General features: G+C 56.9%; 26 protein-coding genes and 1 pseudogene. 7 read left to right on the top strand and 20 right to left on the bottom strand.

Going from position 1 to position 22,983, the window contains the following annotated elements:
- Positions 1-74 precede the first annotated feature (74 nt).
- Together alsB and PYR66_21735 are read right to left on the bottom strand one after the other, a co-directional pair.
- The gene (gene alsB, locus PYR66_21740; GenBank protein WEF27863.1) at positions 75-1,010 is read right to left on the bottom strand and encodes a D-allose transporter substrate-binding protein; all 936 of its coding nucleotides are present in this window, start codon (positions 1,008-1,010) and stop codon (positions 75-77) included.
- Between the two features lie 61 nt (positions 1,011-1,071).
- Complete coding sequence (locus tag PYR66_21735; GenBank protein ID WEF27862.1) at positions 1,072-1,959, bottom strand: MurR/RpiR family transcriptional regulator; 888 nt, start codon at positions 1,957-1,959, stop codon at positions 1,072-1,074.
- Between the two features lie 349 nt (positions 1,960-2,308).
- Between PYR66_21735 and rpiB the strand changes: the two genes are divergently transcribed.
- The gene (gene rpiB / locus PYR66_21730) at positions 2,309-2,758 is read left to right on the top strand and encodes a bifunctional allose-6-phosphate isomerase/ribose-5-phosphate isomerase RpiB (protein WEF27861.1); all 450 of its coding nucleotides are present in this window, start codon (positions 2,309-2,311) and stop codon (positions 2,756-2,758) included.
- Between the two features lie 70 nt (positions 2,759-2,828).
- Positions 2,829-3,167: a DDRRRQL repeat protein YjdP gene (gene yjdP, locus PYR66_21725; protein WEF27860.1), complete on the top strand. Its 339-nt coding sequence runs from the start codon at positions 2,829-2,831 to the stop codon at positions 3,165-3,167.
- A gap of 22 nt (positions 3,168-3,189) precedes the next feature.
- On the opposite strand, the gene phnP is transcribed toward yjdP, so the two are convergent.
- The 12 genes from phnP to PYR66_21665 form a co-directional block, all read right to left on the bottom strand.
- The gene (phnP, locus tag PYR66_21720) at positions 3,190-3,948 is read right to left on the bottom strand and encodes a phosphonate metabolism protein PhnP (GenBank protein WEF27859.1); all 759 of its coding nucleotides are present in this window, start codon (positions 3,946-3,948) and stop codon (positions 3,190-3,192) included.
- A gap of 15 nt (positions 3,949-3,963) precedes the next feature.
- Complete coding sequence (gene phnN, locus PYR66_21715; GenBank protein ID WEF27858.1) at positions 3,964-4,527, bottom strand: ribose 1,5-bisphosphokinase; 564 nt, start codon at positions 4,525-4,527, stop codon at positions 3,964-3,966.
- A complete protein-coding gene (gene phnM / locus PYR66_21710; GenBank protein ID WEF27857.1) occupies positions 4,527-5,663 on the bottom strand; it encodes an alpha-D-ribose 1-methylphosphonate 5-triphosphate diphosphatase in 1,137 nt (378 codons plus the stop codon). The genes phnN and phnM overlap by 1 nt, the downstream gene beginning before the upstream one ends.
- On the bottom strand, positions 5,660-6,346 hold the full coding sequence (phnL, locus tag PYR66_21705; GenBank protein ID WEF27856.1) for a phosphonate C-P lyase system protein PhnL: 687 nt from the start codon (positions 6,344-6,346) through the stop codon (positions 5,660-5,662). The genes phnM and phnL overlap by 4 nt, the downstream gene beginning before the upstream one ends.
- Positions 6,347-6,454: 108 nt before the next feature.
- Positions 6,455-7,213, bottom strand: coding sequence for a phosphonate C-P lyase system protein PhnK (gene phnK / locus PYR66_21700; protein WEF27855.1), 759 nt, complete (start codon positions 7,211-7,213; stop codon positions 6,455-6,457).
- Complete coding sequence (locus PYR66_21695; GenBank protein ID WEF27854.1) at positions 7,210-8,058, bottom strand: alpha-D-ribose 1-methylphosphonate 5-phosphate C-P-lyase PhnJ; 849 nt, start codon at positions 8,056-8,058, stop codon at positions 7,210-7,212. Before PYR66_21695 ends, phnK begins: the two co-directional genes overlap by 4 nt.
- Positions 8,051-9,115 carry a carbon-phosphorus lyase complex subunit PhnI gene (locus PYR66_21690; protein WEF27853.1) on the bottom strand — a complete coding sequence of 355 codons (1,065 nt, stop codon included), beginning with the start codon at positions 9,113-9,115 and terminating at the stop codon, positions 8,051-8,053. Before PYR66_21690 ends, PYR66_21695 begins: the two co-directional genes overlap by 8 nt.
- Complete coding sequence (phnH, locus tag PYR66_21685) at positions 9,116-9,700, bottom strand: phosphonate C-P lyase system protein PhnH (protein WEF27852.1); 585 nt, start codon at positions 9,698-9,700, stop codon at positions 9,116-9,118.
- Positions 9,697-10,149: a phosphonate C-P lyase system protein PhnG gene (gene phnG / locus PYR66_21680; protein WEF27851.1), complete on the bottom strand. Its 453-nt coding sequence runs from the start codon at positions 10,147-10,149 to the stop codon at positions 9,697-9,699. The genes phnH and phnG overlap by 4 nt, the downstream gene beginning before the upstream one ends.
- A complete protein-coding gene (phnF, locus tag PYR66_21675) occupies positions 10,150-10,875 on the bottom strand; it encodes a phosphonate metabolism transcriptional regulator PhnF (GenBank protein WEF27850.1) in 726 nt (241 codons plus the stop codon). It abuts the gene before it with no gap.
- A 158-nt stretch (positions 10,876-11,033) separates the two neighbouring features.
- Positions 11,034-11,468, bottom strand: coding sequence for a VOC family metalloprotein YjdN (gene yjdN / locus PYR66_21670; GenBank protein WEF27849.1), 435 nt, complete (start codon positions 11,466-11,468; stop codon positions 11,034-11,036).
- Between the two features lie 287 nt (positions 11,469-11,755).
- On the bottom strand, positions 11,756-12,091 hold the full coding sequence (locus PYR66_21665; GenBank protein ID WEF27848.1) for a zinc ribbon domain-containing protein YjdM: 336 nt from the start codon (positions 12,089-12,091) through the stop codon (positions 11,756-11,758).
- A 534-nt stretch (positions 12,092-12,625) separates the two neighbouring features.
- Here PYR66_21665 and proP point away from each other — a divergent pair.
- The 4 genes and pseudogenes from proP to PYR66_21645 all read left to right on the top strand — a co-directional run bounded on the left by proP (position 12,626) and on the right by PYR66_21645 (position 15,980).
- Complete coding sequence (gene proP, locus PYR66_21660) at positions 12,626-14,128, top strand: glycine betaine/L-proline transporter ProP (GenBank protein WEF27847.1); 1,503 nt, start codon at positions 12,626-12,628, stop codon at positions 14,126-14,128.
- Positions 14,129-14,237: 109 nt separating this feature from the next.
- A pseudogene (locus PYR66_21655) lies at positions 14,238-14,369 on the top strand (hypothetical protein).
- A gap of 273 nt (positions 14,370-14,642) precedes the next feature.
- Positions 14,643-15,599, top strand: a complete 957-nt coding sequence (parM, locus tag PYR66_21650) for a plasmid segregation protein ParM (protein WEF27846.1) — start codon at positions 14,643-14,645, stop codon at positions 15,597-15,599.
- A gap of 9 nt (positions 15,600-15,608) precedes the next feature.
- Positions 15,609-15,980, top strand: a complete 372-nt coding sequence (locus PYR66_21645) for a plasmid partitioning/stability family protein (protein ID WEF27845.1) — start codon at positions 15,609-15,611, stop codon at positions 15,978-15,980.
- A 103-nt stretch (positions 15,981-16,083) separates the two neighbouring features.
- On the opposite strand, the gene cbpM is transcribed toward PYR66_21645, so the two are convergent.
- The 3 genes from cbpM to PYR66_21630 all read right to left on the bottom strand — a co-directional run bounded on the left by cbpM (position 16,084) and on the right by PYR66_21630 (position 18,134).
- Positions 16,084-16,389: a chaperone modulator CbpM gene (gene cbpM / locus PYR66_21640; protein WEF27844.1), complete on the bottom strand. Its 306-nt coding sequence runs from the start codon at positions 16,387-16,389 to the stop codon at positions 16,084-16,086.
- Positions 16,389-17,309 (bottom strand): curved DNA-binding protein, encoded by a 921-nt coding sequence (cbpA, locus tag PYR66_21635; GenBank protein ID WEF27843.1) that lies wholly within the window; start codon positions 17,307-17,309, stop codon positions 16,389-16,391. The genes cbpM and cbpA overlap by 1 nt, the downstream gene beginning before the upstream one ends.
- A 141-nt stretch (positions 17,310-17,450) precedes the next feature.
- Positions 17,451-18,134: a TerC family protein gene (locus PYR66_21630; GenBank protein ID WEF27842.1), complete on the bottom strand. Its 684-nt coding sequence runs from the start codon at positions 18,132-18,134 to the stop codon at positions 17,451-17,453.
- A gap of 219 nt (positions 18,135-18,353) precedes the next feature.
- Between PYR66_21630 and PYR66_21625 the strand changes: the two genes are divergently transcribed.
- Positions 18,354-19,145, top strand: coding sequence for a DsbA family protein (locus PYR66_21625; protein WEF27841.1), 792 nt, complete (start codon positions 18,354-18,356; stop codon positions 19,143-19,145).
- A gap of 60 nt (positions 19,146-19,205) precedes the next feature.
- Here the strand turns inward: PYR66_21625 and pgaD are convergent, their stop codons facing one another.
- Genes pgaD through pgaB form a run of 3 tightly spaced genes read right to left on the bottom strand, consistent with a single transcriptional unit; the run spans position 19,206 to position 22,976 of the window.
- Positions 19,206-19,640, bottom strand: a complete 435-nt coding sequence (gene pgaD / locus PYR66_21620) for a poly-beta-1,6-N-acetyl-D-glucosamine biosynthesis protein PgaD (GenBank protein WEF27840.1) — start codon at positions 19,638-19,640, stop codon at positions 19,206-19,208.
- The gene (gene pgaC / locus PYR66_21615; protein ID WEF27839.1) at positions 19,637-20,968 is read right to left on the bottom strand and encodes a poly-beta-1,6-N-acetyl-D-glucosamine synthase; all 1,332 of its coding nucleotides are present in this window, start codon (positions 20,966-20,968) and stop codon (positions 19,637-19,639) included. Before pgaC ends, pgaD begins: the two co-directional genes overlap by 4 nt.
- Positions 20,961-22,976 carry a poly-beta-1,6-N-acetyl-D-glucosamine N-deacetylase PgaB gene (pgaB, locus tag PYR66_21610; protein WEF27838.1) on the bottom strand — a complete coding sequence of 672 codons (2,016 nt, stop codon included), beginning with the start codon at positions 22,974-22,976 and terminating at the stop codon, positions 20,961-20,963. Before pgaB ends, pgaC begins: the two co-directional genes overlap by 8 nt.
- Between the last annotated feature and the right edge of the window lie 7 nt (positions 22,977-22,983).

Genomic DNA, 22,983 nt, shown 5'->3' with positions numbered 1-22,983 from the left:
TTCCTTATCTTTTCACCCTCTCCCCATACGGAGAGAGGGGCGGGGCGAGGGCATCAGCGGGTACGAAAGGTAAATTATTTCGTCACCAGAATAGAATCCACCAGTTTAAATTCCGGCGCTTTATCCAGCGGGATCACATGGCCTGAATTTGCCGCATCGACCAGCAGTTTAAGCCCGCTGGCGCCGATATCGGTTGGGTTCTGCGCAATGGTGGCGGTCATCTGTCCGGCATTGACCATCTTACGCGCTTCGGGAATACCGTCGGTGCCGACGACCAGCACCTTGCCGGTTTTCCCGGCGTTAGCCACGGCCTGAGCGACGCCCATCGCCATGGTGTCGTTGGCGCAATAAATGGCCTTGAGATTGGGGTTTCGTTGCAGCACGTTGGTGGCGACGTCCAGCGCCTTAATGCGATCCCAGTCGGCAGGCTGGCTGGCGACCAGCTTAATTTGCGGGGCTTTTTGGAAGGTTTCCGCGGCGCCGCTGCGGCGAGCTTCGCCGGAGGCATTCCCGGCTTTCCCTTCGATAATCGCCACTTCACCGCCCTCGGCGCCCAGTTTATCGATAATGAAGGCCGCCCCTTTAGAACCCACCGCGACGTTGTCGGTTGTGACAAAACCTTCGACGTTGCCGCCTGCTTTCTTCAGGTTATCCATATCGATTTTTTCATCGAGATTGACCAGGTAAATCCCCTTTTTCCAGGCTTTGGCCACCGGCATCACCAGGTTGACGGAAGAGAGCGGGGCAAAGGCGATACCTTTATAATTCTTATTACTCAGGTCTTCAAATAACTGCAACTGAGATTGAAAATCCCCTTCTGAGGGGGAAGCAAAAATATCGACGCTGACTCCCAGCGTTTTTGCTTCATCTTCAATCCCTTTTTTCATATCCACCCAAAATGGATTCGATAATGTTTTTAACACCACTGCATAATCGGCGGCGGCAAAAGCGCTGGTGGATAACATTACGCCCATAGCCGCGCCGCTGAAAAGTTTCAGATATTTATTCATGGTCATATTCTCTGTGTAGGGTATTTATGTTGGCCCTATAAATACAGGGCCATGTTTTTAATTATTTGAGGGCGCCAGGCGAGAAAAGCTCAACGATGGCCCCGGTTTTCTGCATATTTTCTGTTGCCTGTTCAATATTCTGTTGTGCAACTGAGACAAAGAACGCATCTAATAATGTCAGTTGTAGTATTCGCGCCGAAGCGTTACGTCCCAGCAAAGGGGTATCGGGTGCTGGTGAACAAATAATAAAGTCGGCGAGTTTCGCGATGGGCGAATGGTAGCTATGAGTAATACAAATTATTTTAGCGCCATTCTTTTTCGCCAGCTCCACCGCCGATTTAATATCGCTGGTCCGCCCGGAGTGCGAGACCACCAGCACCACATCGCCCTCTTTCAGCAACGACGCGGACATCATCATGATGTGGGCGTCCGGGTAAGTCTGGCAGCGTACGCCGATACGTAAAAATTTATGCTGCACATCGGCGCAGATGGCGTTTGAACCGCCCGCGCCGTAGAGATCGCGCTGATTGGCCTGCGCGAAGTAGCGCGCGGCGCGGTGGATCTCGTCAACGTTAACGATCGACTGTCCTTCCATGATCGTACGCAGCGTAATATTAAAGACCTTATTCACCACATCCTGCGGCGCTTCATCAAAAGAGAGTTCCGCGGGGAGAACCTGCTCCGACTGAGAAAAATACTCTTCCAGCGCGCTGCGCAGATTTCGAAAACCGCTAAAGCCCAGCAGTTTTGAGACCTTAACAATCATCGCTTCCGAAACGGATAGCGCTTCTGCGACGTCTTTAATCGCTGGTGTATCGCTCATGTTCCCCGGCGTAAGCAACCATTCCACGATACGGCTTTCATTTTCGGTCATGCCTTCTTGCTTCATACGCAGCCAGGGCGCAAGACCGATACCGTTGGGGAGAGTGCTGGATTCTGACTGACTCATCGCTTTCTCGTTGTCCATCAATTGAAGACGACACTATATCACCACAGCGTGCGCAGAAAAGATGCTACAAACTTCACAAAAATATTAAATTTATAAAGTTTGTATTTTTGTGATGTTTGTGTGTTTTTGACTTCATTTTTATCACCTGTTTTCAGGTTAAAACAATAAGTTATATTGATACCGTGCTGTCGTGAAAACCTCATCTCCAGCCGATTGTTGCTTTTTGCTGCTTGAACCCTGGGCATCATGTGTGTAAAAAAAGCCCATTGATGGCGGTTTTTGCGCCATTTCAGGTGATTTAAATCACGAGTTATCATTTCTCGTAAAGTTAACTGTTAACGAGGTTGGTATGAAAAAAATTGCGTTCGGCTGTGATCATGTTGGATTTATTCTGAAGGCCGATATCCTTGCCTGGCTGCAGCAATGCGGCATCGAAGTGGTCGATAAGGGGACATGGTCTGAGGAACGTACCGATTACCCGCGTTATGCCAGCGCAGTGGCGCAAGCCGTCGCGGCTGGAGAAGTGGAGGGGGGAATTTTGATTTGCGGCACTGGCGTCGGGATCTCCATCGCCGCCAATAAGGTACCCGGCATCCGCGCCGTTGTGTGCAGCGAACCTTACTCGGCTCAGCTTTCTCGTCAGCATAATAACAGCAACATTCTGGCGTTCGGCGCCCGCGTGGTGGGCCTGGAACTGGCGAAAATGATTGTTGAAGCCTGGCTTCATGCTGAATTTGAAGGCGGACGTCACCAGGGGAGAATTGATGCGATAACCGCGCTTGAACAGACGAGGATTTGAGATTCCTCCGCTACTCGCGCCAGGCGTGGTTGATTAAGGTACAGCCAGTACCCTGACGAGACTGGCCCCGATGAAACATTACGCAACCGCTCTGCTTTTTAGCACCCTGGCGCTGAGCAGCCAGTTGGCCCATGCCGATGTTATTGATGATGCTATCGGCAATATTCAGCAAGCCATCAATGACGCCTATAACCCGAGCAGCAGTCGTTCCGACGATGATGACGGGCGCTATGATGACGGAAGCTACCAGGGCAGCCGTCAGCAGAGCAGGGATAACCAACAGCAATATAACGACCGTCAGCGCCAGCTTGATGACCGCCGCCGTCAGCTTGACGACCGCCAGCGCCAGCTTGATAGCGATCGCCGCCAACTGGAAAGCGATCAGCGCCGTCTCGACGACAATTACTGATCTTCCTCCGCGAAGAAACCGGTTAATCCAGCACGATTTCCATGCTGTCGTATCCCGCTTCGAAGCCTTTGGGGAGCGGGTTATCCATCATCCACAGGTCAAACTGGTGGCTGATGTGAGTCAGGATGACGCGTGGACAGCCAATCACCTGATTAAGGGCGCGGACGGTATTCAGATCGCTGTGGTTGCGCGGCGGCTGCGGCTGCGGCGCGTGGCTGCAATCGATGATGATCACCTGCGGCTGATTATTGAGTAAAAACTTCAGCGTTTTTTCCGGCAGCCCGGCGGTGTCTGACAGCCAGGCCACCCGACTGTGCGCCGACTCCAGCAGATAGCCGTAGGTCAGCTTCGAGTGTATCAACGGCAGCGGCGTGACCCGTAACCCCTGCAGTTCGAACATCACGAAGGGAGCAACGAGATGGCTGAAGTCCAGTATGCCGGGATGTTTAAACAGATCGTCGCAGCCCAGCTCGTCCGGCGGGCCGTATACCGCAATGGTGTCGCCCACGCCCCAGCGCAGCGGAAACAGCCCCTGCACGTGGTCCATATGGTAGTGAGTCAGCAAAATCTGCTGGAAGCTACCCGCCGGCTGATGTTCCGCTAGATCCGGCAGGCCAGCGTCGAGCAGCGTCACTGCGTGATTAAAGCGCACGACTGCGCTGCATGGGCGGCGGCGATGGCGTTCATCGGCGCGCGCGCGGCGGCAGGCGGCGCAGTCGCAGCCGAATACCGGCACCAGTTGAGCACCGCCGGTACCGGTTAAGCGGATGGTCAGACTCATCGCGACACCTCACGCTCAGGCATGTTGATTCTCTTCGCGCGCGGTATGGCTACGCAGCAAGTGAAAGAAGCTATCGACCGATTGCCCGAGGCTACCGTCGTTATTCAACGTCAGGCAATCAGCCGGTTTATAGCGTGCGGCGCGATCCAGACGCTGGGCGATTTCCACGGCGTTTTCCCGGCCGCGCTGCTCCAGCCGCTGGCGCAGCACCTGCGGCGAAACCTCAAGGCAAATTGGCACCAGCACGTCGTCATAGCGCTCCCGGGCCTGCGCCAGATGCGCGCGCGAGCCGTTGGCGACCACGTCGAAACCGGCGTGCAGCCAGAGATCGATCTCCACGCCGACGCCATAGTAATTATTATTGGCATGCCAGCTTAGCGCGAAGAGATTACGCTCGGCGCGGGTGAAAAACTCATGCTCGCTGAGCGCAATATGGTTCTCGCAACCCGCCTGGTGCGGGCGGGTGATATAACGGTGCGCAACCAGCAGTTGCGGATGTTCGCGCTGGCGTAGCTCGGCCAGCAGACTATCTTTTCCCGACCCGGATGGGCCGACCAACCAAATCAGTTTTCCCGGCATTAAAAGACCCTCTTACCCTGACGCCAGACATGGTCGATATGGATGTGCTCGCCGCGACGGTGCGCCAGCACCAGATCGGCGCGTTTGCCTTCGGCGATGATGCCGCGGTCGTGCAGACCCAGCGCCTGCGCCGGATGTTTACTGACCAGACGGATTGCCTGCGCCAGCGTGAAGGCGTTGTCGTCGGCATCGGCGATGCGGAAAGCCGCATCAAGCAGGCTGGCGGGGTAGTAGTCGGAAGAGAGAATATCCAGCAGTCCGTTGGCAGCCAGATGATGCGCGGCGATGTTGCCGGAATGCGAGCCGCCGCGCACGATATTCGGCGCCCCCATCAGCACGTTCATCCCATGCTGGCGCGAAGCCTGGGCGGCGGCGAGGGTGGTAGGAAATTCGGCGATCACGCTGCCAAGCTGATGTGATTCGGCAACATGTTCATGCGTCGCGTCGTCATGGCTGGCGAGGGCGATATGACGATCCCGGCACATCGCGGCGATGGTCTGGCGATTGGGTTGCGACCAGGTCGCGGCCAGCGCCATCTGTTCCTCTTCATAATGCCGCATTTGCTCGTCGCTGAGCTGATATTTTCCCTGATAGTACTCGCGATACTTTTCGCGGTTGGCGAACTGGCGCTGTCCAGGTGAATGGTCCATCAACGATACCAGCGTGACGGGTTCGCGATCGACCAGCTTTTCGAACAGCGGCAACGTGGTATGGTGCGGTAGTTCGCAGCGCAGGTGCAGGCGGTGCTCGGCGCGGTTGAGGCCGCGTTTCTGCGTCTCTTCCACCGCGTTGATCATCTTTTCCAGGTTTTCCAGCCGGTCGCCGCCGTCGCGTACGTCGCCAATCGCTACAGCGTCGAGGACGGTGGTGATGCCGCTGGAGACCATGAGGGCATCGTGGCTGCTCATCGCTGAGTGGGCGGGCCAGTCAACCTTCGGGCGCGGGGTGAAGAATTTATCCAGATTATCGGTATGCAGCTCGATGAGCCCCGGTAGCAACCAGCCGCCTTCGCCATCAAGGGCGGCTGGCAGTCGGCTTTGGCTTTCGGCGAAAGCGTAAATCCGCCCCTCCTGAACTTCGAGAGAACCGTCGATCACTTCGTCTTCCAGCACCAGCTTTACGTTGTTGATTATCATACTGTAATTCCCATTGGGTGCAGGCGATCGGCGACCTGGCTGCGTACCGCTTCATCATGGAAAATGCCGACAATGGCTGCGCCGCGCGCTTTGGCTTCGTGGATCAGCGCCACAACTGCGGCGCTGTTTTTGTCGTCCAGCGAGGCAGTGGGTTCATCGAGGAGCAAAATCGGGTAATCGACCGCAAAGCCGCGAGCAATGTTGACGCGCTGCTGTTCGCCGCCGGAAAACGTCGAGGGGGCGAGATGCCACAGACGTTCCGGCACGTTGAGACGCGTCAGCAGACGGGCTGCTTTCGCGGCGCTTGCTTCACGCGGCTGACCAAGGTCAAGCAACGGCTGCATAACCACTTCCAGCGCTGAGATGCGCGGGATCACCCGCAGGAACTGGCTGACCCAGCCGATGGTCGTCTTGCGTACTTCCAGCACCTTACGCGGCGTGGCGGTGACCAGATCCACCCATTCGTCGCCGTGGCGGATATGGATATGGCCGGTGTCCGGCAGGTAGTTGGCGTACAGCGAACGCAGCAGAGTCGATTTGCCGCTGCCGGAGTGACCATGCAGCACCACGCATTCCCCGGTGTTAACCGTCAGCGAGGCATCGGCGAGCACCGGCAGACGCACGCCGTGCTGCTGATGCAGGACAAAGGTTTTATGGATATTTTCAACGCGGATCGCGTTCATTTTTAGCCTCTTTAGCGTTTGAGCCTCCCCGGCGTCGCGTGGCTCGGCCGGGCTACTCTGAATTGGTAGCCCGGCCAAGCGCAGCGCCGCCGGGAACGGCACCGGGGGTTAGTTCTGCAACACCGACGACACCAGTAACTGGGTGTAAGGGTGGTGCGGATCGTCGAGCACCCGGTCGGTTAAGCCGCTTTCCACCACCTGACCTTGTTTCATCACCAGCAGACGGTTTGCCAGCAGGCGTGCGACGCCGAGATCGTGGGTAACAATCACCACTGCCAGACCCAGCTCCACCACCAGTCCGCGTAGCAGGTCGAGCAGGCGCGCCTGCACCGAAACGTCCAGTCCGCCGGTGGGTTCATCCATAAACACCAGCTTCGGTTGGGTCACGAGGTTGCGGGCGATCTGCAAACGCTGCTGCATGCCGCCGGAAAAGGTGGTCGGCAGGTCATCGATGCGTGAAGGCGGGATCTCCACCTCCTGCAGCCACTGTTCGGCGGTGGCGCGAATGTTGCCGTAGTGGCGGGCGCCGGTCGCCATCAACCGTTCGCCGATATTGCCGCCTGCCGAGACCTGGCGACGCAGGCCATCCATCGGATGCTGATGCACTACGCCCCATTCGGTGCGCAGCAGGCGGCGGCGTTCGGCTTCGCTCATGGCGTACAGCGAACGTTGTTGATACAACACTTCACCCTGCTGCGGTGCCAGACGGGCGGAAATCGCTTTCAGCAGCGTGGTTTTACCGGAACCGGATTCCCCGACGATGCCGAGCACTTCGCCCGGCCACAGTTCGAAAGAAACATCGCTAAAGCCTTTTCCCGGCGCGTAGAGATGGGTCAGGTTATTGACTGCAAGTAACGGCTGGCTCATTTTTTCTGCGCCTCGCTCTGTTGGCGGCAATAGTCGGTATCGGAGCAGACAAACATCCGTTGGCCGCTGTCATCCAGCACCACTTCGTCGAGGTAGCTGTGGCGCGATCCGCAAATGGCGCAGGGCTCATCCCACTCCTGCACGCTAAAGGGGTGATCGTCGAAATCGAGGCTTTCTACTGTGGTATAGGGCGGCACCGCGTAGATGCGCTTTTCGCGTCCGGCGCCGAATAACTGCAGCGCCGGCATCATGTGCATCTTCGGGTTATCGAATTTCGGGATTGGCGAAGGATCCATAACGTAGCGGCCATTGACCTTCACCGGATAGGCGTAGGTGGTGGCGATATGGCCGAAGCGGGCGATATCTTCATACAGCTTCACTTGCATCACGCCGTACTCTTCCAGCGCGTGCATGGTGCGGGTCTCGGTTTCGCGCGGTTCAATAAAGCGCAGCGGCTCCGGGATCGGCACCTGATAGATCAGGATCTGATCTTCCGCCAGCGGCGTTTCCGGGATCCGATGACGGGTCTGGATCAGGGTGGCGTCTTCGGTGCGCTCGGTGGTGGCGACGCCGGTGACGCGCTTAAAGAACTGACGGATCGACACCGCGTTAGTGGTGTCATCGGCACCCTGGTCGATGACCTTGAGCACGTCATTGTCGCCGATGACGCTGGCGGTCAGTTGGATCCCGCCGGTTCCCCAGCCGTAGGGCATCGGCATTTCACGGCCGCCGAACGGCACCTGATAGCCGGGGATGGCTACCGCTTTCAGTATCGCCCGGCGGATCATGCGTTTGGTTTGCTCGTCGAGATAAGCAAAGTTATAGCCAGTCAGTGGGTTAGCCACGTTCGTTCTCCCGTTGCAGGCGTTTCAGCAGCGCCAGTTCGGCCTGGAAATCGACATAGTGCGGCAGTTTTAAATGTGAGACGAAGCCAGCGGCTTCCACGTTATCGGCGTGCGCCAGTACGAACTCTTCGTCCTGAGCGGGACCGGCGATCTCTTCGCCGTATTCCGGCGCCTGCAGCGCACGGTCGACCAGCGCCATCGCCATCGCTTTGCGTTCGCTCATGCCGAAGGTCAGGCCGTAGCCACGGGTGAAGTGCGGCGGTTCATCCTGCGGGTCGACAAAGCCGTTGACCATCTCGCATTCGGTCAGCAGCAGTTCGCCGATATTGACGCTAAAGCCCAGTTCTTCCGGCACGAGCTCGACCTGTACGTAGCCGCTGCGGATCTCGCCGGCAAACGGGTGGTTGCGGCCATAGCCGCGCTGGGTCGAGTAGGCCAGCGCCAGCAGATAACCTTCATCGCCGCGTACCAGCTGTTGCAGGCGCGACGCGCGTGAGCACGGGTAGACCGGCGGAGTGCGGGTGATATCGTCAGGCGGCGTGCCGCGGTCGGCTTCCGCCTTCGCCAGCCCCTGCTGCGCCAGCAGGTTGAAGACGTGCGGCGTTGATTCCGCTTCGCCATCGGCCTTAGTCAGCGACGGCGGTTCGCCGTTGGCGAGTAGGGTAAAGTCGAGCAGGCGGTGGGTGTAGTCATAAGTCGGGCCCAGTAGCTGGCCGCCGGGGATATCTTTATACACCGCTGAAATCCGGCGTTCGAGGCGCATGTCGGCGGTATTAATTGGTTCGCTGACCGCCAGTCGCTGCAGGGTCGTGCGGTAGGCGCGCAGCAGGAAGATCGCTTCGACGTTATCGCCGCTGGCCTGCTTGAGCGCCAGCGCCGCCAGTTCGCGGTCGGCGATACCGCCTTCGGTCATCACCCGGTCTACCGCCAGGTTGAGCTGTTCGCCTATCTGGTCAACGCTCAGTTCGGGAAGCCGTCCATCGCCTCGTCGTTTCTGTTCCTGTAAGGCGTGAGCGGCGACAATCGCCTTCTCGCCGCCCTTGACGGCAACGTACATTTAGCAAACCTCCACGTGAGTGGTGCGCGGGATGGCCAGCAGGCGTTCGCCGCAGGTGAGGATCAGGTCGATGCCCAGCGGAAACGGGTGCGGGCGTTCGGTTAATTCGTCGATGATGCAGTCCGGCAGTTGGGGGGCGATCATGCGTTCCTCGGCAATGCCCGCGCCGGTCAGGCGTAGCATGCGTCCGCCGCTCAGGCTGGAGAGTTGAACAATCAGCGTGACGCCGGTTTCCGGCGTGGCAACGGTACCGGCGGAAAGCACGTTGAGCTGCTCGGCGCTGATGCTGTCGCAGGCAACGGCGAACACCGCCTGCTGCGGCTGATCGACAAGCGTTGCGCCGGTATGAAAGCGCAGATTCTGCCCGACGAGATCGTTATTCAGCGCGGCGGCCATCCATACCGGAGTGTCGTGGTCGGCCAGCGTCAGCAGCAGGCTGGTGGAGGCGATATTCAGCGGCTGCCAGCCGTGCTGGAGCTGCTGCAGGGAGACAATCACCCCGGGTTCGCTCATGGCTTTCAGCAGGCGGCGAAAACTGTGTTGGGCATCCTGCACCGGTAGGGTAAAGGCGGTTTGTAATGTCATGCGTTATCTCCGCGAACCAGAGTAAAGAAGTCGACCCGGCTGGCGTTGACTTCGGCGCGGCGCGCTTCAAGGCGCGTGCTGCGTTGTGCATCCAGCGGGTTAATGAGGGTTTCCATCAATGTGTGAAAATGGTGGGGCGATTGCAGTAGGGCGTCGATCGCCGCGCAGCGCTCGGCGTGCGCGCGGTCGCGGCCTAAAATCCAGCTGTAGCCGAGAGTGCCGTCGGCCAGGCGCACGGCGGCGCGGGTCAGGGTGGCGTCGCCGGCGAAGAAGCGATCGCCAATGCCGCCCATGCGCGCTTGTAGCTGCACCAGCCCGGTCTCCGGGGCGCGAATCAGTTCATACTGCGGCGCCAGCTGCAACGACTGCATGCGCGCCAGAAGATCGTGCGGTTCACTGTGGGCCAGCACGGACATCCAGCGCTGGCGGGTGGCGGTATCGAAGTGCATTCAGTGCTCCATGGTGAATTCAATCATGTCGGCGCGAGTCAGACTGACGGAATATTCGGTCGTGGTCTGTTCGTCCTGGCGGCTGTTGAGCGTGCGGACACAGAGCAGCGGCGCCATGTTAGGGATTTCCAGCAGCTTGCTTTCTTTCGCCTGCGCGCGGCGGGCGCTGATTTTGGTGCGCACGCGAGTCAGTTCGAGGGCGAGTTGGTCGCGCAGCAGGTCGTGCAGCGAGCCGTGGGTGAAGGTTTGCAACACTGGCCAGAAGCGTAGGTCGGCGAAGTAGTGGTCAATCAGACAGAGCGCGACGCCGTTCACCCGGCGTAGGGTACGCAGATGAATGACGTTTTCGCCTTCTGCGATGCAGAAGGCTTCGGCGACATGGCTGCTGGCCGGGCGCAGTACCGACAGCAGTTTTTCGCTGGTGGGGTGGCTGCCTTGTTCAAGCAGATTTTGGCTAAAACGCGCCTGGGCGTTGAGCGGGTAGTCGATGGGGCGCATCAGTACTAGCACGCCGACGCCCTGGCGGCGCTGGACCCAGCCGCGCTCAACCAACTGGTCGATGGCGCGGCGCAGGGTGTGGCGATTGACTTCGAACCGCGCCGCCAGCTGCTGTTCGGCCGGCAGGTAGTCGCCGCAGCGATAGTGATGGCGCAGCTCCTGTTCAAGCCTGGCGGCAATTTCCTGATACCGGGTGGGGTAACTGGTCGGATGTCTGGATAAGTACATGTTTATCGAGCCTCACTAAGCACCTTGGGGATTCCCCGTTGAGCGTGGGCCGATCCTGACGTGTTTTTGTTACAATCTGGTTAAGTCGTGATGACTGCGGGATGAAGAGTTGATGGTGTTGGGATGACAGGGCGGATAACCCGCCCGGAGGGATAACATCAGGATGCTTTTACGACGTTGATCATCCAGGGTACGCCGAAGCGATCGACCACTTTACCAAAGCCGTGGGCCCAAAAGGTTTCTTGCCACGCCATTTCGATGCGCCCGCCGACGGCGAGTCCTTCGAACCAGCGCTGGCCTTCCGTCACGTCCGCCGGGTTGAGCACCAGGGTAAACCCGGCGTATTGCACGCTATCGCCGAAGACGCTGTCGCTGACCATGATTTCGCTACCAGCGATACGCAGGCTGGCGTGGGCGATGGCGTCAGCCGCCATTTTCTGCCCGGAAGGGCAACCGTCCGCGGCATCCTGCGCTGGCGGCGGCATTTCGCCGAAGGTCATTTTGAACATCAGTTCCGCGTTCAGGGTTTGTTGATAAAACGCGATTGCCTCAGCGCAGTTACCGGCAAAGGCAATGTAGGGATTCAGGGACATAGAAGTAGCCTCAGGTAGAATCATCCCCTTAAGCGTAGATGGTGGCGAGCGAAATAAGCCAGGCGGCGGCGAGCACTAAATTTTTCTATCACATGACGGCCGGTCATGGCGACCAAATCAGGGGCTAAATGAGAATTGATTGCGGTGCTTGCCTCAGGCATTTGCGGAATAATTTCTACGGCTTAGCAGCGCATTATATTTCCTGCCGATGGGCGCATATTCTGGCCCATCGGCAGGTAAATGGCCAGCGCCTGAGGAAATATCAGCGCTGGCGTAAAGAAATTTAATTAGTTCTTTTTGACGAATTCAGATTTCAGCTTCATTGGGCCAAAACCGTCAATTTTGCAGTCAATGTTGTGATCGCCTTCGACCAGACGGATATTCTTCACTTTGGTGCCGATTTTCAGCATGGAAGAGCTGCCTTTGACCTTCAGATCTTTCACCACGGTGACGCTGTCGCCATCGGCGAGTAAGTTGCCGTTTGCGTCTTTGACGATCAGCGTGTCGTTGTCTTCATCTGGCTCAGCATTATTCCACTCATGGGCGCATTCCGGGCAGATGTACATGCCGTTGTCTTCATAAGTGTATTCAGAATGGCATTTTGGGCAGTGTGGAAGTTGCATGGCGTTCCTCGTGATTACTGGTGAAAACAGGACGTTGGTCCGTTAAGTCGCGGCTGTGAGCCGAAAGTGCGGCTGATTATAGCGCAATCACGCACTTTTGTCGGGTATTTTTTCCATAAAACAACACGAAGCTATTATTTTACATATTCAGGGAATATGTCGGGAAATAGACGTTAATAAAATCCAGAAATAAATGTCAGCGTTGAAACAAAGATTGAACTTATTCAGTTTATTTGGCTCTGTAATTAGGATGGGGGAGATTTTTGTGAAGTTGATCCCAAATTTAAACGCTGGTAGGGTAATAAGGGATATCAGTAAATTCGTCACTGCTTATTTGGAAAGTGAATTATTAATTTAAGGCCAGAGCAGGCGTCAACAGGTTCGGTTGTACATTCTGTCAGAAGGACAGTGCAGGCAAACCTGCTACGCTTGAAATGCGGAGCACAGCAATTCGTCGCTCCTAACGTACGTCGCGAATGACAGGGTTATTCGGCGAGGGATCGTGCGCTCAAGGCGATAGCACAGAGGAAATGTATGCTTAAAAGGAAAAAGATAAAACCGATTACGCTCAGGGATGTTACCATCATTGATGATGGTAAATTGAGAAAGGCCATCACCGCGGCATCGCTCGGTAATGCGATGGAGTGGTTTGATTTCGGTGTATATGGTTTCGTGGCTTATGCCTTGGGTAAAGTCTTCTTCCCCGATGCCGATCCCAGCGTGCAGATGATTGCTGCACTCGGTACCTTCTCAGTTCCCTTCTTGATTCGTCCGCTCGGCGGCCTGTTCTTCGGGATGCTCGGCGACAAATACGGTCGACAAAAAATCTTAGCGATAACCATCGTTATTATGTCGATAAGTACATTCTGTATCGGTCTTATTCCGTCGTACGCCACTATTGGTATTTGGGCGCCGATTTTGTTGCTGTTGTGTAAAATGGCGCAGGGGTTCTCGGTCGGCGGCGAATATACCGGGGCGTCGATCTTCGTTGCCGAATATTCGCCTGACCGCAAGCGTGGATTTATGGGCAGTTGGCTGGACTTCGGTTCGATTGCCGGCTTCGTGATGGGCGCAGGTATTGTGGTGCTGATTTCCAGCGTTGTGGGCGAAGATAACTTCCTCGATTGGGGCTGGCGCATCCCGTTCTTCCTGGCGTTGCCGCTCGGGATTATTGGTCTGTACCTGCGTCACGCGTTAGAAGAGACGCCAGCGTTCCAGCAGCACGTGGATACCCTTGAGCAGGGCGACCGCGAAGGTCTGCAGGAAGGCCCGAAAGTCTCGTTTAGAGAGATTGCCACCAAACACTGGCGTAGCCTGCTGACCTGTATTGGTCTGGTCATTTCCACCAACGTGACCTACTACATGTTGCTGACCTACATGCCGAGCTACCTGTCGCATAACCTGCACTATTCGGAAGACCACGGCGTACTGATCATTATCGCCATCATGGTCGGCATGTTGTTTGTCCAGCCGGTGATTGGGATGCTGAGCGACCGTTTTGGCCGTCGTCCGTTTATCCTCATTGGTAGCGTCGCGCTGTTTGCGCTGTCTATTCCGGCCTTCATCATGATTAACAGCGACGTTATCAGCCTGATTTTCTCCGGTCTGCTGCTGCTGGCGGTGGTGCTGAACTGCTTTATCGGCGTGATGGCGTCGTCGCTGCCGGCGATGTTCCCGACCCACATCCGCTTTAGTGCTCTGGCGAGCGCCTTTAACATCTCGGTGCTGATTGCCGGTTTGACGCCGACGCTGGCGGCCTGGCTAGTGGAAACGACCCAAAACCTGATGATGCCGGCTTACTATCTGATGGTGATTGCGGTCATTGGCCTGATTACCGGCCTGTCGATGAAAGAGACCGCGAACCGTCCGCTGAAAGGGGCGACGCCTGCGGCCTCCGATATTCAGGAAGCGAAAGAAATTCTTGGCGAGCACTACGATAACATCGAGCATAAAATCGAAGATATCGATCAGGAAATCGCTGAACTGCAGGAAAAACGCGCGCGTCTGGTACAGCAGCATCCGCGTATCAACGACTAACCGTTTTTTGCTGTGAAACATGCCGCCGCGGGAAACCCCGGCGGCATTTTTTATGCCTGTACCGGCGCCAGGCTGTGACGGCGCTGCTGGCTCAATTTGCGGTACCTGACGCTATTCCTACAAACTGAATGGCGATATGTTGCGACGTATTCAGATTCACCTGCTGGATAAATATCGTCAGGTACCGCAAAATAGCGCACAGCCGGAACGGCCCATTGTGGTGAGTCGAGAAGGGGTTTAAAGCGTTCGGATACCGATGCTGAAAGAGGGGAGGGAGCCTCTCTTTTTAGGCTAAAAATAGCATGTAAAACGAGTAAAAATGAAAATTTATAATTCTCTAATTTGTCTCAATAAATACTCAAGTTGAGTCATGGGAATTGTTAAATTCTCTTTTTGTTCTCACATAAAACTCGGAATTGTCTCTTTTTTGTGCTCTTGCGCTGCTTTTTAACTCTTGCTACTCTTTTTGGGTCTTACATTTTTCTCTTATTTGTCTCAGTGATGGAGCAACGCGATGCGCATTTTTATCGATGATGGTTCAACCAATATCAAAATGCTGTGGGAGCAAGATGGCGAAACTTTCACCCATATCAGCCCCAACAGCTTCAAACGAGGCTGGTCTGCCACCTTCGGTTCCGGGAAGCCATTTAACTACACCGTGGACGATGAAAAGTACTCTTTTGACCTGATCACCCCCGATGCGTTACCGACCAACAACATTGACTGGCAATACAGCCCGTTGAACTCCATCGCCGTCCATCATGCGCTGCTGACCAGCGGTCTTGAGCCGCAGGATGTCGAAATTGTGGTCACCCTGCCGTTGACCGAATTTTATGATGAAGATGCGCAATACCGCCTCGATAACATTGAGCGCAAGAAAAAGAGCCTGCAACGCGCGGTTAAGCTGAATAAAGGCGTGGTGTTCAATATCACCAAAGTGACCGTGCGTCCGGAATCCATCCCGGCGGGCATCAGCCTGTGCGACGAGCTGAAATCCTCGCACTCGGTGCTGATTGTCGACCTCGGTGGTACCACGCTGGATATTTCGATGGTCGCCGGGCAGATGACCTCGGTGTCGCGTATCTACGGCGACCCGAAACTGGGCGTTTCGCTGGTTACCGATGCGGTTAAGCTGGCGCTGGCGCGGGCGAATACCGATACCTCGAGCTATAACGTCGACCAGATTATCATCAACCGTCACGATGAAGAGTACCTGACCGACAATATCAACGATCCGGATGCGGTATCTGAGGTGAAAAAGGTTATCGCGAATAGCATCGAACGTCTGTCCACCCGCGTGCTGACGGCGATTGATAGCTTCAAAGGCTATTCGCACGTGATCGTGATTGGCGGCGGCGCGCCGCTGGTTGCGGAATCTATTCGCGAGCGCGTTGGCCTGCGCGAGGATCGTTTTGTGATAGCGGACGAGCCGCAGTTCGCGCTGGTTCGTGGTCTGAAAATTATTGGTTAAGGAGCGCCTATGACTCTGGAACGCAGAAAGGTTCTGATTTACCTGCGCCCGGATATCAGCGCCAGCGAGCGCTTTGCGGACGCGAAAATTGAAGCCCATCATCGAGGCGATCGCGGCGATATGTCGCGTACGGCGCTGTTGGCGGGGTTAGCGTTAGGTGAAATCGATAGCCGACTACCGTCGATGCTGGCCGCGCTGCTGGCGGAAGATACCAAACCGGAAACGCTGCGTAAGATGCTGGCCTCGTTCCTCGAGATCCAGCCCGCTTCTTCCGCATCGGCGCCCACGTCGGCAGCCGCGCCCGTGAGGGCGCCTGAGCCGCCTGCTCCGGTCGCCGCGAGCGTTTCGGCGCGCAATCTCGCCGGTTCGTTACCGGATTAAGCGGGTTCCCCGGCTTGCGCTGCGCTTAGCCGGGCTACTTGTCTGCACGGTATGTAGTATGTAGCCCGAGTGAGGCGGAACGCCGCCGCCCGGGAGTTCCCACTTAGCTATGGGTCAGAAAACGGGCCAGACGCTGTTGTAGCAGACGGTTTTCGCGGGTCAGGCGCGCGTTCTCATCCAGCAGCGTCAGCGCAACCGCAATCCCCGGCCAGTCCAATTCCAGCTCGTGACGCAGGCGCACCGCGCGATGAACGATAGTGACCGCGCTGTCGTCAAACAGCCAGATTTCGGCCTGCGGCTGGCGCGGCTCAATCATTCCCAAGCCGACGATCTCCGCCAATTCATCTTCCGACACCCCGGTACGCAGGCATAATTCGGTAATGGTAAACGTCACTGTTACTTTAGCCATCAGGCTTTCCCCCATGTCTTACGCGGCTCGAAGCGGGATTCAGTCTCGGCCAACTGCTGCCAGAGCTCGCGCGCTTTATCATCTGGTTTTGGCGGCATGACGATTTTTATCACCGCAAATAAGTCGCCGGTGTGGGTTTTGCTCACCAGCCCTTTGCCCTTGATGCGCAGTCGTTGCCCTGCCTGGCTACCCGGCGGAATGGTGAGCAGAATGCTCTCCTTCAGGGTCGGTATCGTGACTTTGGCTCCCAGGGCGGCCTCCCACGGCGCCAGCGGCAGCACGATCTCCAGGTTATGACCGTTGATATCGAATAGCGGATGCGGCGCGATATGAATCACCAGCCACAGGTCGCCGTTCGCACCGCCGTTTTCGCCCGGTGTACCCTGGCCTTTCAGGCGAATACGCTGGCCGTCGCTGACGCCCGCTGGAATTTTCACATTCAGCGTTTTCGGCGTTTCCCCCTCAACCATGCCGAAGACGTTATAGATCGGCAGGTTGTAGCTGATAGTGCGGGTCTGCTCGGCCAGGGTTTCTTCGAGGAATACCGCCACTTCGATTTCTAAGTCGTGGCCGCGTTCGGCGCGCTGTCGGCGAGCGTGGTGCGCCTGCTGGCCGAACATCGAGGAGAAGATATCGTCGAAGTCCTGTTGGCTATAGTTCTGCTCGTGGGCATGCTGCTGTTGTTGATTGAATTGCGGATCGTTGCGGTGCTGCCAGAGCTGGTCATATTCGGCGCGACGCTGTTCGTCTTTGAGTACCTCCCATGCTTCGGCGAGATCTTTGAATTTCGCTTCGGCATCGGTTTCTTTGCTGACGTCAGGGTGATATTTACGAGCCAAACGGCGGTAGGCGGTCTTGATGGTTTTCAGATCGTCCGTTGGCTTAACCCCTAGAATGGTATAATAATCCTTTAATTCCATGGTGTTATCTCATTTATGCTCAAAAATCTGGTCACAGAATCCCTGGATCAGGCGGCTTTATTAAGCGTAGGGCAAATGAGCAAGGGTGGCGGGGAAAAGTGGGGAAAACTTGACGCCGTCGGGGTTGACGGCGTTGAGAGATTATTCTGCGGAGCCGGGACGATAATTGCGTCGTAGCCCTTCCAACAGCACCAGCGCCGCGCCGACGATACCGGCAATGATATGCAGATAATCCGGGGCATCAGGGAATAGCTGAATAATGGTGGGGTCGGTCACCAGCATTGAACCGGCAATCCAGCCGATTAACGCGCCGCCGAGCAACACCACGGCAGGGAAGCGATTAAGGATCGCCAGCACCAGCTTGCTGCCCGCGACGATAATCGGAATGCTGATCAATACCCCTAGCGCCACCAGCAGCAAATGGCCTTTACCGGCGGCGGCGACGGCCAGCACGTTATCCAGCGACATGATCACATCGGCGACGGTAATAGTGACGGCGGTGCGCCACAGGCTGCTGGAACTGTCGACGTCGCTCTCTTCTTCCTGATTGGCGACCAGCTTGATGCCAATCCACAGCAGCAACAACGCGCCGACGATCTTCAGCCACGGCAGCGAGAGCAAATAAATGGCCACCGCCAGCAACACGACCCGGGCGATTATCGCGCCGAGCGTGCCGATAATAATCGCTTTGCTACGCAGATGCTCTGGCAACTTGCGGCAGGCCATGGCGATCACAACTGCGTTATCGCCGCCTAATAGCAAATCAATGGCGATGATTTGCAGCAAAATAACGGCGAAGTCCCACTGACTGAATATTTCGTTCATGGCTGACTCGTATTGCGAATAACGTCCATCAGAAAAAGATGGGCGCAGAGTACTCTCGTTCGTTGCACCTGACCACCCTTGCGGTTGCCGGGAGGCGCTGTGTCTGACAAATAAAGTTACGAATCAATGCGTAAACTGACAATGATTCCCCACTAAAGGATGATATTTTGTGCGATTAGGCCCACCTGCCGTCTACTTTTATCGTAAGGACTTTTCAATATGTCTGGCTTCAAGAATGTACTGATTCTCGCCCTGGCGGGCGCTTCTCTGCTGCCGTCGCTGGCCAGCGCCGCTGATGCGCCGGCCGCAACCTTTACGCCGGAGCAGGAAGCGCGCATCGGCAAAATCGCCGCTGACTACTTAGTCGCTCACCCGGAGGTGCTGCTGCAGGCCAGTCAAAAGCTGCAGCAAATTCAGGCCGAACAGCAGGCCAGCGCCGCGACGCAGGCGGTACTGAAGAACGCCGACAAGCTGACGCAGGATAAGGCCACCCCAACCTACGGCCCGGCGAACGGTAAAGTCACCGTCATCGAGTTCTTCGATTATCAGTGCATCTACTGCAGCCGCCTGGCGCCGGTAATGGAACAGGTTATCAAAGACCATCCGCAAACCCGTTTCGCCTTCAAAGAGTGGCCGATTTTCGGCAGCCGTTGGGAAACGTCGCTGGATGCGGCAAAAACCGGTTTGCAGATTTATCAACAGAAAGGGGCGGATGCCTACCTGACCTATCACAACGGCATTTACGCCACCGGGCATAACGAAGGTAAGCTGACGGCGGCGGATATTCAGCAGCAGGCGAAGAAGGTGAGCTTCGATGCCAAAAAAGCGGCTGACGTCGAACCGGCTCTGGAAAATATCAACCAGCTGGCGCAGGAGATTGGCTTAAGCGGTACGCCGGGCGTGATCGTGATGCCAACCACCGGCGCGACCGAAGCGACCATTACCGTCTTCCCGGGACTGGCCGATAAGGACTCGCTGGATGCGGCGATTAAGAAAGCTGGCGGCCAGTAATTCCTTCGCGCGTCATCGCCAAAAAGGCCGCATTGGATGCGGCCTTTTTGGTTGCGGGGATCAGCGTTCGTCTTCCGTGTCCGGGTTGGGTTTCAACTCAATAATTCTGCCGATATGGTCATGGTAAACCGTCAGCAGGTTATATTGGCTCATCTCGGAAATGATTTGCGGCGCGATATTAAAGCTCTCCGCCAGATCCTCATGACGTAGCGAGGCCATACTACCGTGCCGCCGGGCGTTATAGCGGCGCAGGTTGTACTGATACCACAAAATCAACAGCCAGCCGTTCAGCGCCGCCACCAGTAAATAGACCAGCACGGTATTAAACGACGCCATTACCACATCCCAGCTGTCGTTGCTGCGATCGGTAAACTGCATCAGCAGATTGGCATAGAGGAAAAAGATAAATCCCCCCCATGCGATGGCGGTCAGGATGCCGTCAAAGATCCGCGGCAGCATACGATGCTCGGTTAATATCAGGGTTTGTTCGTTCATGACATTCTCCCTTTTCCTCTGTCCGGGCTGACCCAGCGAGCCCTGGCGCGTTTACGTTTCAACATCACTTTGGGGAAGGCGACGATGGTGGTCAGCAGACCAATCATCCAGTACACCATTGGAAACCAGATAACCCAGAACAGCGACCCGGCGACGCCGCGTTCATAGCGCCGCTCGATGTACAGGCTGGCGATAAACTGCAACAGGCACATGACGCCCAGCAGTAGCCCGGTAAACTCCGGTGGAAACAGACTGCGGACGGCCAGATTCTCCGGCAGCGGCGCAAAATAGCTGGCGATGAATAGAAAAATGGTGACCGCATAGGCGAAGGCCCACAGGGTGGAGAGCGCATATTCAAGGAACAGCGGCCACATCCGGTGATGCTCCCAACGGAACAAACGGCGCAGGTTGACCAGGAAAACTTCGGCGCCGCCCTGCGCCCAACGCAGCCGCTGCTTCCACAGCCCTTTCAGCGTCTCCGGCATCAGGATCCAGCACAGCGCCCGCGGCTCAAAGAAAATCGCCCAGTGGCGCAGCTGGAGCTTCCAACTGATATCGATGTCTTCAGTGATCATATCCGGGCTCCAGTAGCCAACGTCCGCCAGCGCCTGGCGGCGAAAGGCGGCGATAACCCCGGAAACGGTAAATACCCGGCCATAAATGCGCTGAGTGCGCTTAATCAGCCCGATAATCGACGAGAATTCGCCGACCTGAATGCGGCCGATCAGCGTCGAACGGGTGCGGATTCGCGGGTTGCCGGTAACCGCGCCGACGTGGGGATACTGAATCAGCGGCGCGACCAGATAGGCCGCGGTATCGCGATCGAGCAGGGCATCGCCATCGATACAGACCAGTAAATCGCCGCGCGCGGCGGCGGCGCCAGCCTTCAGCGCCACCGCTTTCCCCTGATTTTCCGCCAGATGAATGACCCGCAGCAGGGCATATTCTTCCGCCAGTTGGTTGAGCACTGCGGCGGTGTTATCAGAAGAACCGTCGTTGATGGCGATGACCTCGATATTGCGATAGCGCTGCGCCAGCGCGGCTTCAATCGTCTCGCGGGCATTTTTCTCCTCGTTAAAACAGGGAATGAGGATAGAGATCAGCGGGTTGCCCGCAAGCTCCGGCGGCGGCGTCTCTTTGCTCCACGGCCAGTGGCGTTCCAACTGGAACCAGAAGTAGAGCCCGCCGGTGATCCACAGTACCGACATAAACAGTGGCCAGAAGAAGACGAAATCCAGTATCAGCTCCCCGGTAAAAACGGCGGCCACGCCCAGCGGTAGCCCGAAAACCAGGCATAGAATCGAAAATGCGATAATGCGATCAGTCATTGTTGGGGTACCAGTACGATGAGAACAAAGGCCTGATTTTCGATATATCAGGCTGATTATTAATAAAATCGTCAGGGTAATAGCCGTAGTTGTTAACGCCGTTGAGCTGCAGCGCGCGCATCCATTCCACCAACTGCTGGTCGGCGATGGCGTTTTGTTGCGGACGGTTCCAGTCCTTGGCCTGTAGCTCAAAAATGGTGCGTTTGAGCGCCCCCGGTCTGGCGTTGACCGCGCGTACCAGGCGAGCCAGCCAGGCGCTGCTTTCCGCCGCCGGGACTGACTCCATCAGCGGCATCGCCATCGGCACCGTCCAGTCGTAGGCCGCCAGAAAATCATCCAGATTTTGTGCGAACCAGGCCTCGCTTTCCGGTTGCAGAATCGGCAGGGCGAAGATATTGCGCGCCGTGCTTACCTGCGGGCCGCGTATCGCCTTCACGCTCTGGCTAAGCGTGCGGGTGAAGTCGATCAGCGCCTGGCTTTTAAAGCGCGTCCAGCTATGCAGCGTCTCGGGATTCGAGCGAATCTGCGCGATATCGTCCTGATGGCCCGTCGCCCGCCAGGCGGCCATGGCATCCGTGCTGGCATCCTCGTAATCCGTCAGTACCGCGTCGTCGTGGAACAGTACGCCGTCAAAGGTGGCGTAGCGGGCCAGGTCCTGGTAGATATCACGGATTTGATCGCGTACCTGAGCATTCCACGGTGACAGTCGCACATAAGGGCGAGCGGCCTGATGCAGCGTATGGGTTTGCGGATCCCAGCGCTGTACGCGCGGCAGCGAGCTGTCCAGATCGAACGCTAGTACCGGCATCCAGGCATACACTTTGGCGCCGCCGCGGGTCTGCAACTGCCAGGCGACAAAGTTGAACAGATCGGCGCGGACCGGCAGGCGGCGGTTGGGGAAGTACAGCGCTTTTACCGTGCCGTCGCCGAGCGGGTCGGAGAAGGCCTGCAGGAAGACGTGAGTGATTTTCATGTCGTAGACGCGCTGAATCAGCTTATCGATGTTCTTCGTCTGCTGAGCGGGATCTCGATCGTAGACGTAATCAAGATCGACGTGCATCACTCGTACCGGTTCGCGCTCCTGGATCTGCGTCACCGCATTGGAAAATGCTTTGATCGACGGATTGCCGGAGATCAATAAGCGCGGAATATTATCCAGATCGCGGACGTCGCCCAGGCCGTCACCGAGGGTAAATGCCAACTGATAGCCGCGTTTTTTGGCGATGGCGAGCGACGTGCCATTGGCCGCGCCGTAGGGCCACACCCAGGCGCGCGGCGCTTTGCCGGTGACCTCGGTGATTTTGTCGCTCACCTTGCGTACGTCAGTATCGATGCGTTGGCTAAACTGCCGATCGCTTTCGTAGCGCCCGGTGGCGGAATCGTAAAAACGGTTGGCGATCGCCGGTTCGCGACTACCCTGCGGGTTAGCCTGAATACCGTAGTGCGAAGCCCAGGTATGGGCGCCGATTTCGACCAGCGGCGATTGGCTGAGTTCGCGTACCATCCGCCAGGTGGCAAAGCGGTCGCGTGGGGTCATCAGGCCGCCGAAATCGACTTTTTGCTGGCCCGGCGTGTCGACCCAGCTACCGACCGGCGCCCACAGCGCCGGTACGTTCCAGGCTTTTAGCAACGGCCAGACGCGGGAGTAAAAACTGCTGTAGCCATCGTCGAAACTCAGTAGAAACGCTTTCGGCGGCAGGGTGATCAGCCCCGCGTGGGCATCAAGAATGTTTTGTACGCTGATGGCCTTATAGCCGTTGTGCAGCAGCCAGCCGATCTGATCGTTGAGCGCGCTGGTGCGTACCGCCAGATAGCGCTGATCGGCGACCTCGTCTTCAACATCGTGGTAGGCCAGCACCAGAAATTTATTCTGCGGCCAGGGGCGATTCGCCTCCAGCTGCGGCCGCGCATCCGGCGGCAGAAAAGGAACCGTCTCTGCGCGGACTGCGCAGGTCATCAGGAGCCAGCCGATAACCATCAGGCTGATGCGGATACTTTTGTTGAACATGTTTATC

The organism is Klebsiella aerogenes, assembly GCA_029027985.1.
In the GTDB taxonomy this organism is placed as follows: domain Bacteria; phylum Pseudomonadota; class Gammaproteobacteria; order Enterobacterales; family Enterobacteriaceae; genus Klebsiella; species Klebsiella aerogenes_A.
The sequence above is the reverse complement of the archived record's forward strand: the minus strand, read 5'-3'. Positions and strand labels throughout refer to the sequence as shown.

Coding starts and splice junctions, on each gene's coding strand:
- cbpM (WEF27844.1), bottom strand. CDS start 16,389: ATGGCTAAAGTAACAGTGACGTTTACCATTACCGAATTATGCCTGCGT.
- PYR66_21665 (WEF27848.1), bottom strand. CDS start 12,091: ATGCAACTTCCACACTGCCCAAAATGCCATTCTGAATACACTTATGAA.
- PYR66_21630 (WEF27842.1), bottom strand. CDS start 18,134: ATGAACGAAATATTCAGTCAGTGGGACTTCGCCGTTATTTTGCTGCAA.
- phnH (WEF27852.1), bottom strand. CDS start 9,700: ATGACATTACAAACCGCCTTTACCCTACCGGTGCAGGATGCCCAACAC.
- PYR66_21690 (WEF27853.1), bottom strand. CDS start 9,115: ATGTACGTTGCCGTCAAGGGCGGCGAGAAGGCGATTGTCGCCGCTCAC.
- pgaC (WEF27839.1), bottom strand. CDS start 20,968: ATGACTGATCGCATTATCGCATTTTCGATTCTATGCCTGGTTTTCGGG.
- rpiB (WEF27861.1), top strand. CDS start 2,309: ATGAAAAAAATTGCGTTCGGCTGTGATCATGTTGGATTTATTCTGAAG.
- cbpA (WEF27843.1), bottom strand. CDS start 17,309: ATGGAATTAAAGGATTATTATACCATTCTAGGGGTTAAGCCAACGGAC.
- PYR66_21625 (WEF27841.1), top strand. CDS start 18,354: ATGTCTGGCTTCAAGAATGTACTGATTCTCGCCCTGGCGGGCGCTTCT.
- PYR66_21645 (WEF27845.1), top strand. CDS start 15,609: ATGACTCTGGAACGCAGAAAGGTTCTGATTTACCTGCGCCCGGATATC.
- pgaB (WEF27838.1), bottom strand. CDS start 22,976: ATGTTCAACAAAAGTATCCGCATCAGCCTGATGGTTATCGGCTGGCTC.
- parM (WEF27846.1), top strand. CDS start 14,643: ATGCGCATTTTTATCGATGATGGTTCAACCAATATCAAAATGCTGTGG.
- phnF (WEF27850.1), bottom strand. CDS start 10,875: ATGTACTTATCCAGACATCCGACCAGTTACCCCACCCGGTATCAGGAA.
- phnM (WEF27857.1), bottom strand. CDS start 5,663: ATGATAATCAACAACGTAAAGCTGGTGCTGGAAGACGAAGTGATCGAC.
- yjdN (WEF27849.1), bottom strand. CDS start 11,468: ATGTCCCTGAATCCCTACATTGCCTTTGCCGGTAACTGCGCTGAGGCA.
- phnK (WEF27855.1), bottom strand. CDS start 7,213: ATGAGCCAGCCGTTACTTGCAGTCAATAACCTGACCCATCTCTACGCG.
- pgaD (WEF27840.1), bottom strand. CDS start 19,640: ATGAACGAACAAACCCTGATATTAACCGAGCATCGTATGCTGCCGCGG.
- phnN (WEF27858.1), bottom strand. CDS start 4,527: ATGCCGGGAAAACTGATTTGGTTGGTCGGCCCATCCGGGTCGGGAAAA.
- alsB (WEF27863.1), bottom strand. CDS start 1,010: ATGAATAAATATCTGAAACTTTTCAGCGGCGCGGCTATGGGCGTAATG.
- PYR66_21735 (WEF27862.1), bottom strand. CDS start 1,959: ATGAGTCAGTCAGAATCCAGCACTCTCCCCAACGGTATCGGTCTTGCG.
- phnG (WEF27851.1), bottom strand. CDS start 10,149: ATGCACTTCGATACCGCCACCCGCCAGCGCTGGATGTCCGTGCTGGCC.
- proP (WEF27847.1), top strand. CDS start 12,626: ATGCTTAAAAGGAAAAAGATAAAACCGATTACGCTCAGGGATGTTACC.
- phnL (WEF27856.1), bottom strand. CDS start 6,346: ATGAACGCGATCCGCGTTGAAAATATCCATAAAACCTTTGTCCTGCAT.
- phnP (WEF27859.1), bottom strand. CDS start 3,948: ATGAGTCTGACCATCCGCTTAACCGGTACCGGCGGTGCTCAACTGGTG.
- yjdP (WEF27860.1), top strand. CDS start 2,829: ATGAAACATTACGCAACCGCTCTGCTTTTTAGCACCCTGGCGCTGAGC.